Genomic DNA, 14,010 nt, shown 5'->3' with positions numbered 1-14,010 from the left:
TGACCTACTTCGTGCTCGACCACTCGCTCGTCTTCGACGGCGTGTGGGAGGACGTGGTCAAGCGGCCCTACATCACCGCCGGGTTCACGGCCTTCGTGCTGATGATCCCGCTCGCGATTACCTCGACCACCGGGTGGATCCGCCGCCTCGGCGGCCGCAACTGGAACCTGCTGCACCGCCTGGTCTACGTCTCGGCGATCGGCGGCGCGCTGCACTACTTCTGGAAGGTCAAGCTCGACACGACCAATCCGATCTACTACTTCGCCATCGTGGGCCTGCTGCTCGCCGCGCGGGTGTGGAAGGCGGCGGCGAAGAAGCGCACCGTGGCGCCGGCCGCCGCACGCGTCGCGCCGCAGGCGTGAGCCCGGCGCCGCACGACACCGTGCCGCGCGTGGCCGGCGCGCGTCCGGCCGTCGTGATGCTGGCGCGCAGTCCGTTCGCGGCGGGGAAGACCCGCCTCACGGCCGGCCTCGACGCCGCCGCCGCCGCGGACCTGCGCGGCGCGATCCTGCGCGACACGATCGCGGCCGCGCTCGCGCCTGGCTGGCCGCTGCACGTGCATGTCACGCCGGCCGAGGACGTGGCGCGCACGGCCGTCTGGCTCGCCGAAGACACCGCGTTCGCCGCGAGTGCCGCTCGTGTGCACTGGCATCCGCAGCGTGGCGACGATCTCGGCGCGCGGATGATCGCCGCGCTGGGCGACACCCTTGCCGCCGGACACGACGTGGCGGTGCTCGTCGGCTCGGACATCCCGGACCTGCCGGCCGACGCGGTCACGGACGCGCGTGCGGCGCTCGTCTCGCGGCCGCCCGGCTCACGCGTGGTCTTCGGACCGGCGGCAGACGGCGGCTTCTATCTCGTGGCCGCCACCGACGTCGCCGCGCTCGCCGACGGCTTCCGTGACGTGACATGGAGCCGGCCGTCCGTGCTCGCGGACGTGACGTCGCGGCTCGCCGCGGCCGGGTGCGACGTGGCGGCCGTGCAGGCGTGGCCGGATCTCGATGCGCCGACCGATCTCGACGCCCTGTGTGCACGACCCGGCGGCGGGGCGCCTCGGACGCGCGCCGTGGCGGCGCGGATCCCGCCGTACAATCACAGGGTATGACTTCGGACCGTCTTCGCACAGAGGCCCGGCCGCGGCTGGCGGGCGCGGTGCTGCTCATCGCGGCGCTCGGCGCGAGTGCGTGCGCGTCACCGTCGGATGCCGGCAGCGATGCGTCGTCCGCCGCGACGCAGACGGCACCGGCGCTCGAGATGCGTGTCATCCAGCACGAGGTGCCGAAGCGCGACTTCGTGGGCCCGGCGCCCACCGAGTTCCGCTGGAGCCCCATTCAGGGTGCGGACTGCTACGCCATCGGCCTCTGGAACGACACCGACCGGCTGATGTGGCGCAAGGACGACATCGCTACTCCGCAGGTGGCCATGCCGAAGGAGCTGTACCTCGACTACGGCACCTACTTCTGGTCGGTGTCGGCCCTGCAGAACGACCGGGAAATCGCCAAATCCGGTATGGCGGCCTTCGTCATCGAAGAGTAGCGCTTGGCGCCGCGGGCGCCTGTGCTATACTCAACTCCTTCTGTCGCGGGGTGGAGCAGTCCGGTAGCTCGTTGGGCTCATAACCCAAAGGTCGCGGGTTCAAATCCCGCCCCCGCAACCAACATTACCGACAGCCGCTGAAGCGCCCTTCGCGCCAGCGGCTGTCAGCATCTCCCCCAACCTTCCGACCACCCGAAGCAGATCGTCGCCCGGCGGGATGACGATCCGGTCGATGAACCCGCGCAGCGTTGACCGGGCCGACTCCCGCAGTTCGATGTCGTCGTGCGAGAGCGCCGCCGCCAACTGCCGCACCTTGTTCTCGAAAATGACGGCCATGCTCGCGTGCAGCACGGGCGGTGTCGGCTCGGTTGATGCTGCTGTGACAACGGCCTGCAACTCCGCTCGGCGTAGTTCGTTCTGCCGAACTTCGGCCTTCCAGGATTCGACCTCTCCGAAGCCGGCGTTCAGGTAGCCGAGAATCTGCATCTGCCGTCGGTCGATGCCTTCAAGCTCGCGCCGCGCGTTGACCAGCTTCGACTGACTCTCAGCCCGGATACGGTTCGCCTCGGCGACGAATTCGCGACTGAACTTCTCCAGCCGGTCCGGCGTCAGGAACTTCTCCTGAAGGGCCACGAGAGCCCGGCGCTCGACCTCGGAACGCTTGATGACCCGCGAGTTGTCGCAAGCCCCGGCAGTGTGGTTGACGCACCTGAGTTCATCTCTCGACTCGGTCGTGAAGCCGCCATCGCAGATAGCGCAGCGGGTCAACTTCGAGAACAGGAACTTCGGCCGGCGCGCCTTGTCGATACCGTCTCGCTGTGCCCGCTTCGTATCGGCCTGACGGGCCTTCACTGCCGCCCAGAGGTCGTCATCGATGATACGCAGGTGCGGCAAGTCCTTCACCGTCAGGGTCGATACTGGGTTCATCACGGCCTTGCCGCGGAGCCCGGTCTTCGGGTTCAACCGATACTCGCGGCGACCATAGACCAGCCGTCCGATGTAGAGCTCGTTGTTCAGAATGCCCGTGCCCGTCTGCGCGTTGCCGTGGATAGTGCTCGGCCTCCACACGCGCCCGCGTGGTCCTCGGATGCCCTCGCTGTTGAGGAGTTTGGCGATGGCCTTCGACGACAGGCCGGCCACGAAGAGCTTGAAGATCCGGACCACGATGGCGGCCTGCTCGATGTCGATGATGAGCACGCCACGGGTGATGACCTCCTGGCCGCGCTTCTTGTCGTAGTGCGTCTTCGACCGGTCGAGCCTGTAGCCGAACGAAAGGCCGCCGGCCGCGCGACCATCAGCGATGTTGCCACGCTGACCTCGGCGTGTGTAGTGCTTGAGTTCCTCAAGTTGGTGCTGGCCAACCGCTGCCATGATGCCCGCTGTCAGCGAATCCATCTCGCCCATTCTGAGCGTGATCCAGCGGACGCCATGGTATTTGAGCTCGTCGAAAAGGTGACCCCCTTCGCCGCTGTTCCGACTCAGCCGCTTCGGGTCTTCGGTAAGCAGGATGTCTACGTTTCCCGCTTGAATCTCACGGCGAACGCGGCCGAGGCCATGACGTTGCTTCAGGGTCATTGCCGTCAACTCCGCATCGGACTCCGTGATCACGACGACCCAGTCGTCTTGCTGTGCGACGTGCTCCCGCAACTCCCGCAGTTGATCCTTGATGCTCTTGTCGTGCTGCAAGTCCGACGAGTAACGGGCGTAGAGGGCCACGCGCATCGTCACGGCCGTTCCCTCATCGCAGCGAAATGCTCGCGGGCTGCTTGGCGTGCGAGTTCCTCGACAAGGGCGTCAGCAGCGGCATCGAACACGCGCTGGCTCTCCGGGTCGCCGAAGTCGCTCGGCTGGTTACGCACGTCGCCATCCCCCGGCAGACGAGGCGGCGTGCTGCCATCGCGCGGCCTGCGGGCGCTCATGACGCACGCTCCGCGCGCTCGACACGGCGCTGCCCGCGCCGGTGACGGGACACCTCACGGGCGACGGCTTCTCGAATGACCTGCGACGCACTGGAAAGGCGCGACGCCGCAATTCTTCCCACCTCACGGTGGAGGGAATCCGGCAGGCGAAATGACTGATGACGAGAGGATTCGGCTGGCTCGTCCCGCACGACGACACTCCGCAGCTATGACACCTGCGGAGGTCATCTCCAACCGGGAAGGCGGAGGGTTCAGCAGCGGGTTCCATGCGAGTCGGCGCTTGGTGGCCGGTCGCGACCTCGTTCCCCGCTACCGAATCGACGTGTCGCTCAGTCGATTCAACGCGCCGTGCCCAGAGCGCTGGTTGGTGGTTGCACGGGCGGCCTACGCGCCACGCTCGAAGCCTGACGCGCGTTACGAGAACCGGCGAGCCGTCGAGCCCGCCTCGATCCGTTGGACACGGTAGCACAGACCGTTCGAGGCAGCAATCAGTTCTCATGAATGAGTGCCGTTTTCGGGATGTCGCGAGAGTAACTGCCCGATGAAGTTCGCTTGCCAGGGACGACCCTGCCGGTTCGACAGCCCGCGCTCGTTGAGTTCTGCGGCAATTGAGAACAACGCGAGGCCGCGATTCCGCAGGCGATGAATCTCAGCCAGCACCGCGCGCTCGTCGGGATTGGGGACCAGCGTGCGGCCGTCGTCGGCGAGCGCCATGCCGAACGGGATGCGGCCCACGCGCTGGCCGCGCGCCTTGGCCGCCGCCATCGCTGACTTCGTTCGCGCTCGAATCAAAGCTCGCTCGAATTGTCCGAACGCGTCCAGAATCTGCTTCATCAGGACAGCGGCCGGTGAATCATCGTCAGGCGCATCGGTCGTCACGAGCCGCGCGCCTCGCCGTGTGACCAGCTTCTCAACCAAGGCGGCGATGACAACATCGCGAGCGACGCGGTCGCGCTTGTGAGCCAGCAACACGTCGCCAGCGCCAAGCGAATCGATCGCGCTCATCAGCCCAGGCCGACCTTCAACCGACGCACCGCCACTGATGCCGAGGTCGTCGTAGACTGCAACGATCTCGACGTTCAATCGCGTTGCGAGGGTGCGGATGTTCTGAAGCTGCGCCTCTGCACCCAAACCAGAAGCGGCTTGTTCCTCGGTCGAGCAACGCACGTAAGCGACCCCTCGGCCGCTGCTCAGCGCCATCGAAGCCTCCGGCTCGGACACACACCCAGCCCCTCAGGCGCGTGCATCCTCGTGGAGGTCATCGTCGGTCCTCCGGCAGATGTGGCGGCTTGCGGTTGATCAGGATCGTGCACCACCGGCCGTTCGGGTAGTTGATCGGGAAGTTCATCGGCCAGAACTTCGCGCCGCGCAGGTGGAGGACCGTATACCAGCGGGCGTAGGGGCCTGACGGCGGGAACTTCTCGCGGTCGGCGATGATGCGGATCGTCTGCACGGTCCACTGAAAATCCTGGTCGCCATCAGGCCAGTCCCGCGCCCATTGCCGTCGCAACGTGTAGGAGTGCGGGTTCTCCGGCATCGTGTGTGCGAACTTCCACTTGGCGCGCGTGAACAGCAGGTCTTCGAGGCGCGCCATGTCGGCGGCGACCTCCTGTGCGGCACGGGCAAACCAGGCGGCCTTGTCGGCTTCCCGGCGCTGGTGGGCGTCGATCCATCGCTGCTGCGGGCGTCGGCCGAGCGAGTCGAAGAGCAGGTTCTGGTGAGGGGCCTTGGGCTCCGTCATCGCCCGCCTTCCGTGCCCGACCGAGCGTTCAGTTCCAGATTCGCCAAGTGCGCGACCTCGACAGCCAGTTGCCGGATTGCCTCCTCGCCCCGCGCGCCGTAGGGCTTCTTCGCGTGAATGCGGAGGAACCGCACGAGGTCGCGGCCTCGCAGTCCGGCCGGCGTGAGCGTGGCGCGGTGCAATCGACCGGCGACGCGTCGAGGCGGTGCGGGTGGTGTTGGGGGCGGCAGTGCTGGTGGTGGGCTGGCGACTGGCGTCGGGGGGGGGGGGGGTTCAGGGGTTGGCGGCGTCGGCTTCGGTCGCGGGGGCCGTGCGGCCTTTTTCGGGGGCTGCTTCTTCTTCATCGTTGTCCTCCGGCAGCCGCTCGTTACGAGCGGGGATCACTATGCGGGGCCAGTCTCGAAATGAGCAGACCTGCCCTCATTAATGATACTATCAACTTGACCGGAAGTCAAGGCTCATTGATGATGTAAGTAGCGATGAATTGCGATCACTCGCGGCAGTTTGATACTCTCAACTTATGGCGAAGACGCAGACTGGCAGGGTGTCCCTCTTTCGCGGCAAGGTGCGCGGCAAGCCGCTCACGGTCACCCTGACGCCGCGCCACTGGCGCTTGCTCGATGACGCCGCGGAACGGTTGGTGCTCACGCGCGCCGACACCGTCGCCCTTCTGATTCATCGGTATGCAGAGACGGTGCAGATCCCGACGACACTACGCGGGGCTGACGAGGCCGACTCGGACTGAACACGCTCACGCACGACCCCCAGAAAGCCCCTTCGCGGCCCCTCGCAGCCCCTCTGCGCCTCCGAATGGCCCACGCCCACACTCACCCACGCCCGGGCACGCTCAAACCCTCAGAGGCCCTGTCGCTCCCACAGGCCCTTTCCAGAGCGTGGAACCCCTTCAGTTTCTGATGTTTGCCGGATGGTGGTCTGATGAAGAGACGAATTGGCTCTCTTTGTAAATTGGCTCTTGACATTGGAGCCAATTACGTGAGAGGCTCTGAAACACGAAAGCCCGCTCAACCAGGGTCGCTGGCGGGGCGGGCTTCCGTGGACGCGATAGTCGCGCCGGTCTAGTCAACCGCCATTGTAGCGCGCTGTCCGTCCTCGACTCAACCCAAAGCCAGCGACCGCATTGGAGATAGTCATGAACGCAGAGCAGACGGGACCGGAGTTGACGAAGGCGGAGCAGAAGAAGGCGTTTCGAAAGCTGGTGAGGTCGCTGGCCAAGGCCAAGGGCGTCTCCCCTGAACAGGCGAAGCGCGACTTGCTGGAGACGCTGCCGGTAGAGATGGCGGCGCAATTTGCGGAAATCGAGGAGGACACGACGATGCGGGGACGACGGCCGAAGACTACCAAGCAGCCGACCCGGCCCGAGCGGATCGAACGCCTGAGGGCGGCAATCACGGGGCTCCACCAGGGACTGCTCGACGACGGGTTCGGTTCCTACATGAAGCCGGCAGGCGCGATCCAGACCGTGGCCACGGCGTTGGAGGACCCGCGCACTGGTGGGCGGATCGCGCACGTCGAGGAGCCGCTCGGGACCTACATCCAGCGCGTTGGCATCGCGGACAACTACCAGCAGCGCCCGCCCTTCGACCACGTGACGGACTCGATCTACCGGCGTCTCATTCGCGACTTCATCGAGGGCGCGATCATGCCCGAGGCCAAGGTTGCGGCGCTCGGCCCGATCACGAGCGACCGCCGCGTCGAGGAACTGAGTCAGCCGGGGCTGGAGTTCTCGGTCATCGACGGGTTGCAGCGGCTCTACTGCTACTGCATCGCGATTCTGCTCGTGTGGCGTCGCGAGGCGCTGGTGCGCGACGGCATCATTCCCAAGGATGCGTGGGAATACTTCCGCGAACAGGTCGAGGCCCTGGGAGACGCGAAGACGGCGACCGCCGCGCTCCTGGAGCGCACCGTCCGCTACGAGATTTTCTACCGCATCGGACTGGACGGGTTGCTGCACTACATGGTGACGTTCAATACCGGTCAGCGCCGGATGTCGCTGCCGATGCAACTGGAGATCATGCAGAAGCCGCTGATCGACGAGCTCGAACAGAAGGCCCGCATCAAAGTCTGGCACGAGCGGAACAAGCTGCCGGGCATGGCGCGGCCCAAGGACCAGTTCGCGGCCATGGAACTCGTGTTGGCGACCAAGGCGTTCATCACCAACAACGCCCAGGTGGCGGCAAGCGAGGAAGCTGAGACGTTCCTCGAGGACCCGGCGTTCCTGGAGAACGTCGGCGACATCAGCGACGTCGTGGACACGCTGACGCGGGTGACGACCGAGATTCACCCGCTGATCATGCAACTCTACGCGGACGACCCGAGTCGGCGGTTCATCCTCTCAGGTGGCGGCACGTTCTTCATCAGCTTCATGGCGGCGTGCGGCTACACCCGGAACCGCGGCAACCAGAAGATGCTCGACGGCGCGCTCGACAAGCTCGTGGCCAAGCTGAAGAAGCCCGCATCCGACGACCCGCTCAATCTGGAGGAATACCAGGCGGCTCTGGCATCGATTACCAGTTCGCGCGGCAAGTCCATCCGGCGTCTCGTCTACGACACGTTCCTGCGCTTCTTCAACGGCGTGACCAGCGAACTGGAGTGGCGCGACACCGCCTCTCAGATCACCGGGTTCGCCGAGAACTAGGCAGCCAACCAACCGGGTGCGCCGCTGGCCAAGCCGGCGGCGCATCCGCTTGACAAGCCGGACGGCTGCTTCGACATCCGCCCCAGACCCGAGGGAGATCGACATGAGCATCGGCCTGTTCATTGATGGTTCTTACGCATACAACGTCTATCCGGGCGCGATCGACTTCACGAAGTTCCGGGCCGAAATCGAGACGCACCTGGGGGACCAAATTGACGAGGCGTATTACTTCAACGCGGACGACGATCCACCGAAGGCGACCAAGTTCAATCACTTCCTGACGGTTCCCCCGCCCAAGGGCCCCGGCTTTCGGGTCAAGGTCTACTGGCTTTCAAAGAAGAAACTGTCGTGGCCAAAGCGCTACGGCGGCGATCCCGTGATGCATCCGACGATCCCAGACCTCCAGTTCGAGTTGGTGTCGCAAAAGGGAGTGGACGTCGGGCTAGCGTTCCACTTGGTTCGTTCCTTCTACAGGAGGAAATGGACGAAGCTCGTGCTCTTCGCTGGCGACGGGGACTTTCACGAGCCAGTCCAGGCCCTGGTTGAAGGTGAGAACATCGATCTCCACATCGTGGGGTCGCTGGAGAAGAAGACCATCTCTGGCGAGTTGATGTCGTTCGGCAAGGTGATCGAAATCGACCAGGAGCCGTGGTTGTCAAGGGTCGCCCGCTGACAACCTCACACCCACCCGAAATACCGCCTTGCATCTCGACGCGCGTGGGGCGCGCCCACGTGCGTGGGCGCGTGGGCGCGACCCCGAAGCGTCACTGTGCCCCGGCGATCCGGTCAAGTTCAGCCCGCATCCACGCGATGAACTCGGCATGAAGAGGGCCGACTGGAGCCTTGCTCAGGGTCTTCATCCGCCGCCGGCCTTCCTCCAGCAATCGCCGCAGTTCCGTCCGCACGTCCTCCTGAACCGGCGGTTCGGAGGCAGCGACCACCTTCAAGACCCGCGTCGGTCCGTTCACGATCTGCGGGGCCACCACGGTGATTTCTCGCTCGGGCGTCGTTGCCGTCGTCGCCTTCGCGCGGACCCGCTGGATCGTCCGCTTGCTGATGTCGTGCTTCCTACCTTCTTCGACTGCGGCAGCGAGCACCGGATCTTTGGCCGAGCCCTGAACGCGCCCGCGTTCGTCGCGCCGCACCGGGCGTGCCACCTTGGCACGTTCGGTGATGGTCGCCTCGACCACCTTCAGGATCAGGGCGGCCCGTTGCTCCTTCGTGAGGTGTCGTCGCCTGATGTTCTTCGAGATGACGAAGGCCGCAGGGTCACGCACCTCGCCAGGCCCGAGCACGACGGCATACTCGTCCATAGGCTCAAGGCCATCAAGGTCAAGCCGGCCCGAACGCCTCAGCGCCTCCAGCCGGTTTCGGCCGTCGAGTAGATACAGGGGTGCCGTCGGTTCGTCACCGCCACGCCACAGGGTGATCTTCTCCTTGAGCCCGTGATGGGCGATGTCCTTTACCAGTTCCGTGAGTTCGGGTTCCGGCAGCAGCGGAAACACCTCTGCTGCGGGATGCACTTGAAGGGTAGCCGTCGTCGCCATCGTCGCCTCCGCCGGACCCGCAACATCCGTGGTGAATGAGGCTGACGTCCCCATCGTCGGGGCGTGGTCGGAAGGAAGGCCCGCCGGATTGATTCCGGCGTCAGCAGTTGCGGACTGCCGACAGAGGCTGCCGGCCCATCATCGGGCCTGGCTCAAGGAGAAATTCACCATACCACAGGCCGAGTGCAGTCTCGTGAAGGCGACCGTCGAAGACCCCTATGTGGCCGAGTCTTTGGCCGGAATGGTGGCAAGCGTGTGCAGAAGTTCGACGGCAAGATGCGTCGCCTGCGGGTCGGTGGCAATACGGTCGGCCCAAGCGTGCTCGCGCCGGTCCTCCACGGCGACCTCCATCTGCGACAGCCCGAGCGCCTGCCGCTCTGCGTTGATGAGCGCCGGAAGAATCTGGACGGCACGCAGCGAGTCGCGTAGCAGCGACCACGCCGGCACGGACTCGACCGACGCCAGGAAGGCGGGATCGCTCAGCCGGTTCAGCACCGCCCGAATCGGCACGGTCGCGACGTTCAGCGACGCGGCCGTCAGCCGCTGGTGCCGTTCGACGGCATAGAGTTGCGTCTTCAGGAACTTCTCGCGGCGCTGGCGGTCTACGTCGGCGTCCCACAGTTCCAAACGCCGCGCCCAGTTGTCCTCGCGGGACCACAGTTCCCACCGCCCGCTTGCCCCGCGTTCGCCGCTCTTGCCCAGGCAGCGCGTCCGATGCTGGTTGTAGGCCGCGCGGATGCTGCGCTCGGTCTGCGGCAGGTCACGGATGTGGGCGAAGGCGTGGAACCGTTGGTGGCTGCTGAAGCTCCCGGGCTCCCATGCCTTCGGGGCGTCAGTGAACAACGGCCCCCTCCGTGCCCTGGCCGAGGAGCGTGCCGACTTCCAGCACCTTCAAGACGAGGTGCTGGTCTTCTGGCGGCAAGCTCGGTATCCAGTCCGGGTAGTTGACGACGCACTGCGCGATGGCGGCAATGGCGAGCCGGAGGACGTCGATCTGGCCGTCACGCGGGGACCGCATCAGGGCTTGGGTGATGTCTCGCAGCAGGGCGTCGCGGTCAATCGTCATGGGTGTGATCCTTCGCCGGGCGGAAGTGCGTGAGCACCGAGCGTTCGGGCTGCTGAGGAGTTCCCTTTCGTGATCCGAACCTCCGACGATTCGTCCGCCCGGCAGAAGGTGTTCCCGCCGGGCTGCCCCCAACCATTGCCGAGGCACAGGTCCGGCGACAGTTGGAACCCGGCGGGAAACTACTTCCACCCGGGCGGAGGTAGGGCGGTCGCTCCACCGGCCCCCCCGAAGACTGCGACCTCCGTCAAGGCGCGGTCCCCCGACGTTGACATCGTCTCGCCCGGGTGAAACTCGACCTGGGCCTACAGCAACCCGGCCACTCGGTAGTGCTCGGCCCCGGCGGGGTCTTCCTGGCTGGCGCGTCGAAGCGCCGACAGGTCATCCAGACCGCCCCGACGCAACTGGACGACGCGCTCCGTGAATCTGGCCGCGCCGGCGTTGGCGAGGATCACTTCGCCGGCCTCGGTATACGTGCAACCTCGCTCGCGCTTCACCCGTTCGAGTTCCGCCCGCACCTCGTGCTCACTCGACCGCGAGGACAGCGCCGCCGGCTCAGACGACGGCGACCGGAACTGCTCCTGGTAGGCCGTCACGTCGGCCTGAAGCCGCCACCCGGCTTCGATGTAGTCCTCGCGCCTTCCGCCAAGCTGATTCGCAAGGTTGATGATGTTCTGCGTCGCGCTCATGTCAACGGTCTCCTTTTTCACGTCAATGACGCGCGGACGCTCGCCTGGCACGGCAGGAGCCGGCAGCGCTTCGTCGGCGCGGACATACCGAACCAGCCGACCGCCGAGCCCCGTCACGAGGCCCGCATCGCCGCGGACGGCATACATGGTGTCGTCGCCATCGCCGAGCACCTCGACAATCTGGAGCCGTGCGTCGGTCAAGTCGGGATGCGCAGCCGGGTCAGCGGTGATGTATTGGCCCAAGCGGGCCTTCTCAGCGGACGGCATGGGCCTGCTCCTTGCTCGCCGTGGTGGCCGCTCGAAGCTCTGTCAGGCGACGTGCCTGCTGGAGCCATTCAGGTTCGCCGAGCCGCGGCTTGTTGCCGGGTCCGACAAGATGGAAGGCCCGTTCACGAGCCCGGTGAACATCCTCCCAGTGGGACCTGAGCGCACGCGGCGCGTCGAAGCCACGGCGGAAGTCCTCGGCTTGGGTCGCCTCGAACAAGACCAACCGCAGGCGTTCGACTTCCAAATTGGCTTGGCACAGTTCGACGAACTCGTCATCGTCGGGAGCGTCCGCGCTCGTCGCCATCTGCTCGAACCGCCGTTCCAGCGCGCTCAGCTTGGTGGCATACACCGGCATGAGCGCGTTGACGATGCGTTCGCGCTCCTCGCCGGCCGCGACCCGGCGCAGCCGAGCATCCCGCCGCGCGTAAAGGCCGGGCAGCACGGCGCGAGTCGCCTCCCGTTCCTGGTCTGCAACGAAGTCGAACCGCGCCTCGAGCCGAGCCCACTTGGCTTCCTGCTCGGCAATCAGCCGTTCGTGCTTCTGCACGTCCTCCCGGTCCCTGGCCAGCGCCGGGTCTTGCCATTGCGTGTCGTTCATGGTCGCCTCTCGTCGGAAGAGATTCCGCACCCGTCCGAGCCAGCCGCTACCGCCGGCGGTAGAACTCCCTGAACCGGGCCTCGTCTGTTCGCTCACGTCGTCCCTCACGGTCACACTTACCCTCGGGCAAGTTGGCCATCTCGGTTACCCGGGAGGGCGCGTGCCCGCGCGTAGAGCCCTGTCACATAACCCTCGACGGGGTCGCCAGCACCACGCGCCGCAGTTCGTCGGCATGCTCGGCCAGGAACGCCCGGGCCGGTGCCGGCAAGCCGTCGATGCAGGCGAACTGCCCAAGGTCGTATTCCAGGCGGTTGCCGACGACGCGGAATGTCACGCCGAACCGTTCGGCCGCCCGCAGCCACGTCACGACCCGCCACCGGACCAGTCCCGCGCCGGCAATCGCGACCTCCGCCGCCTCGTCACGCTCGTGCGTCATCGCTGCCTCCGTCGTCATCGCCGCCTGGGTAGATATCCACCTCGAACGAGATCTCCCCGGAAGTGGAGATCTCCATCACCAGAGGGTCGTCCTCCCTCGTCACTGACAGGGGTTCTAAGTCATCAGAGACTGAGAGAGATTCACCTTGTGATGTAACTGGAAGAACGTTCGGTGCGTCACCGAGCGTCACATGCGTCACCGTGACGCTCCGTATGTTCGGGTGCGTCACCGGCTCGACGGTGCGCTCCCGCCACCGCCTCGTCCGGGCGGCCGTCAGGGCTCGCTTGCGGGCCAAACGCTCCTCGGGCGAGAGGACCGGCGCTGCCGCAGGCTTGACGACCTGGGTCCGGCGACGGCGATGGCCCGGCACCGGCGGTGGCCCCGAGAACAGGTCGGCGAGCTTCAACCCGAGCGCGGCGACGATGCGAGCGGTGGGGCATCCACCGAAGCAGTGCAGCAGGACGTTCGGCCCGTCCGCGGTGATGACCAGACTCGGATTGCGGTCGTCATGGGCCGGGCAGGTGGCGCGCTTCGCCTCGCGTCCGCGCTGGTCGTGCTTCGTCTGAATCCGGCAGCCGCGCGCTCGCAGGGCACTCAGGACGCGATCGAAGGGGTGTTCGGCCGCCACGACCGGGGGAACCTCGGGCCGTGTTTGCTGAGCCGAGGCACCAGTCCACTTCGCACGGAACGCCCGCTCGACCTGCTCAGGCGTCGTGCCGTAGATCTGCGCCGCGTCGAAATACCAGCCGGCGTCAGGCGGCTCGCTGAACAGCGGGAGCCGTTCGGCGATGAACTCGGCGAGCGAGCGTGGTAGGGTGGTGGGCGTCATGCCGCGACCTCACACGTCGCCAATGGCACGTAACCGCCCCCGCAACCAATGAGGGCCGCACGCCGTGCGGCCCTCGCCATGTACGGCTCTCCCGCCTCAGATCTTGGCGTAGCCGGCGCCCTTTTCCTGCACGAGCCCGAGCCCCATCACGTGCGACGGCACGATGCGCACGCCGGGATTGAGGCCGGCCACGAGGTCGGCCCGCACCTCGGCCACCGGGAGCTTCCGGGCCGTGGCGAGCTGGGCCGCAATGCTGTCGAGGGCGATGCCGCACTGCCAGAAGATCGTGCCGCGCGCCTGCAGCGCCTTCACGCCCATCGTCGGCTCGTCGAGATAGAGGTTGCGCTCGGCCGGCTGCTTCGTCGCCGGATCCACGATCTTCGAGCGCTCGCCGAGCGCGTAGGTCTTCCACAACCGGTCGGACGCGTTGATGGCGAAGGCGCGGCCCGAGATGCCGACGATCGTCCGCACCTCCGGGTGCGCGCGCTGGTAGACGTCGCGGAAGCCGTCCATGTAGTTGCGCGGCAGGCGCAGCGGCGGCGGCTGCGCCGCCGGGTCGGAATCGGCCATGTCGAACACGAGCATGTGGCGGCCCTTCAGCTCATCGATCCACGAGAGATCGACGCCGCTCCGGGCCGCGGCCTGCGCGGCCTCGGCGCGCCCGGCCGGCAGCGCGGCGAGGCCGGCGAGCCAGGAGAGCGCGGAGACGAAGGAACGACGGCTGCGGGC

Annotated in this window: 18 protein-coding genes and 1 tRNA gene; 7 read left to right on the top strand and 12 right to left on the bottom strand. The window is 66.4% G+C overall.

The genetic code is table 11. The features are described 5' to 3' along the window. From Q0C41_RS24250 to Q0C41_RS24235, 4 genes are all read left to right on the top strand, one after another. A partial coding sequence (locus Q0C41_RS24250) for a ferric reductase-like transmembrane domain-containing protein (protein ID WP_291988244.1) occupies positions 1–362 on the top strand: 362 nt, incomplete at its 5' end. Next, positions 359–1,105, top strand: coding sequence for a DUF2064 domain-containing protein (locus tag Q0C41_RS24245; protein WP_291988242.1), 747 nt, complete (start codon positions 359–361; stop codon positions 1,103–1,105). The genes Q0C41_RS24250 and Q0C41_RS24245, both read left to right, overlap by 4 nt. Next, positions 1,102–1,536, top strand: coding sequence for a hypothetical protein (locus Q0C41_RS24240; RefSeq protein WP_291988240.1), 435 nt, complete (start codon positions 1,102–1,104; stop codon positions 1,534–1,536). The genes Q0C41_RS24245 and Q0C41_RS24240 overlap by 4 nt, the downstream gene beginning before the upstream one ends. 44 nt (positions 1,537–1,580) lie before the next feature. Then, positions 1,581–1,657 (top strand) — tRNA-Met (locus tag Q0C41_RS24235). On the opposite strand, the gene Q0C41_RS24230 is transcribed toward Q0C41_RS24235, so the two are convergent. The 4 genes from Q0C41_RS24230 to Q0C41_RS24215 all read right to left on the bottom strand — a co-directional run bounded on the left by Q0C41_RS24230 (position 1,636) and on the right by Q0C41_RS24215 (position 5,196). Beyond that, positions 1,636–3,258, bottom strand: a complete 1,623-nt coding sequence (locus Q0C41_RS24230; RefSeq protein ID WP_291988246.1) for a recombinase family protein — start codon at positions 3,256–3,258, stop codon at positions 1,636–1,638. The genes Q0C41_RS24235 and Q0C41_RS24230 overlap by 22 nt on opposite strands. A 2-nt stretch (positions 3,259–3,260) precedes the next feature. Continuing rightward, positions 3,261–3,455, bottom strand: coding sequence for a hypothetical protein (locus Q0C41_RS24225; protein ID WP_291988238.1), 195 nt, complete (start codon positions 3,453–3,455; stop codon positions 3,261–3,263). 495 nt (positions 3,456–3,950) lie between these two features. Beyond that, the gene (locus Q0C41_RS24220) at positions 3,951–4,655 is read right to left on the bottom strand and encodes a recombinase family protein (RefSeq protein ID WP_291988236.1); all 705 of its coding nucleotides are present in this window, start codon (positions 4,653–4,655) and stop codon (positions 3,951–3,953) included. A gap of 58 nt (positions 4,656–4,713) precedes the next feature. Then, positions 4,714–5,196: a hypothetical protein gene (locus Q0C41_RS24215; protein ID WP_291988235.1), complete on the bottom strand. Its 483-nt coding sequence runs from the start codon at positions 5,194–5,196 to the stop codon at positions 4,714–4,716. 544 nt (positions 5,197–5,740) lie between these two features. Between Q0C41_RS24215 and Q0C41_RS24210 the strand changes: the two genes are divergently transcribed. From Q0C41_RS24210 to Q0C41_RS24200, 3 genes are all read left to right on the top strand, one after another. Continuing rightward, the gene (locus Q0C41_RS24210) at positions 5,741–5,941 is read left to right on the top strand and encodes a hypothetical protein (protein ID WP_291988233.1); all 201 of its coding nucleotides are present in this window, start codon (positions 5,741–5,743) and stop codon (positions 5,939–5,941) included. Between the two features lie 405 nt (positions 5,942–6,346). After that, positions 6,347–7,852 (top strand): hypothetical protein, encoded by a 1,506-nt coding sequence (locus tag Q0C41_RS24205; RefSeq protein WP_291988231.1) that lies wholly within the window; start codon positions 6,347–6,349, stop codon positions 7,850–7,852. Between the two features lie 103 nt (positions 7,853–7,955). Continuing rightward, the gene (locus Q0C41_RS24200) at positions 7,956–8,525 is read left to right on the top strand and encodes an NYN domain-containing protein (protein WP_291988229.1); all 570 of its coding nucleotides are present in this window, start codon (positions 7,956–7,958) and stop codon (positions 8,523–8,525) included. Between the two features lie 91 nt (positions 8,526–8,616). Here Q0C41_RS24200 and Q0C41_RS24195 read toward each other — a convergent pair whose 3' ends face one another. From Q0C41_RS24195 to Q0C41_RS24160, 8 genes are all read right to left on the bottom strand, one after another. Then, positions 8,617–9,399: a hypothetical protein gene (locus Q0C41_RS24195; protein ID WP_291988227.1), complete on the bottom strand. Its 783-nt coding sequence runs from the start codon at positions 9,397–9,399 to the stop codon at positions 8,617–8,619. Between the two features lie 216 nt (positions 9,400–9,615). Then, entirely contained in the window at positions 9,616–10,242 is a 627-nt protein-coding gene (locus Q0C41_RS24190; protein WP_291988225.1) for a hypothetical protein, read from the bottom strand. After that, entirely contained in the window at positions 10,232–10,465 is a 234-nt protein-coding gene (locus Q0C41_RS24185) for a hypothetical protein (RefSeq protein WP_291988223.1), read from the bottom strand. Before Q0C41_RS24185 ends, Q0C41_RS24190 begins: the two co-directional genes overlap by 11 nt. Before the next feature lie 302 nt (positions 10,466–10,767). Beyond that, positions 10,768–11,418, bottom strand: coding sequence for a hypothetical protein (locus Q0C41_RS24180; RefSeq protein WP_291988221.1), 651 nt, complete (start codon positions 11,416–11,418; stop codon positions 10,768–10,770). Next, positions 11,405–12,016 (bottom strand): hypothetical protein, encoded by a 612-nt coding sequence (locus tag Q0C41_RS24175; RefSeq protein WP_291988220.1) that lies wholly within the window; start codon positions 12,014–12,016, stop codon positions 11,405–11,407. Before Q0C41_RS24175 ends, Q0C41_RS24180 begins: the two co-directional genes overlap by 14 nt. 181 nt (positions 12,017–12,197) lie before the next feature. Further along, positions 12,198–12,452 (bottom strand): hypothetical protein, encoded by a 255-nt coding sequence (locus Q0C41_RS24170; RefSeq protein ID WP_291988218.1) that lies wholly within the window; start codon positions 12,450–12,452, stop codon positions 12,198–12,200. Beyond that, positions 12,436–13,281 carry a hypothetical protein gene (locus Q0C41_RS24165; protein ID WP_291988216.1) on the bottom strand — a complete coding sequence of 282 codons (846 nt, stop codon included), beginning with the start codon at positions 13,279–13,281 and terminating at the stop codon, positions 12,436–12,438. The genes Q0C41_RS24170 and Q0C41_RS24165 overlap by 17 nt, the downstream gene beginning before the upstream one ends. 96 nt (positions 13,282–13,377) lie before the next feature. Continuing rightward, a partial coding sequence (locus Q0C41_RS24160) for a hypothetical protein (protein WP_291988215.1) occupies positions 13,378–14,010 on the bottom strand: 633 nt, incomplete at its 5' end.

This window comes from Luteitalea sp. (genome assembly GCF_022842525.1).
Lineage (GTDB): Bacteria > Acidobacteriota > Vicinamibacteria > Vicinamibacterales > Vicinamibacteraceae > Luteitalea.
Note: the sequence above shows the minus strand (reverse complement) of the source record. Positions and strands in the feature narration are given on the sequence as shown.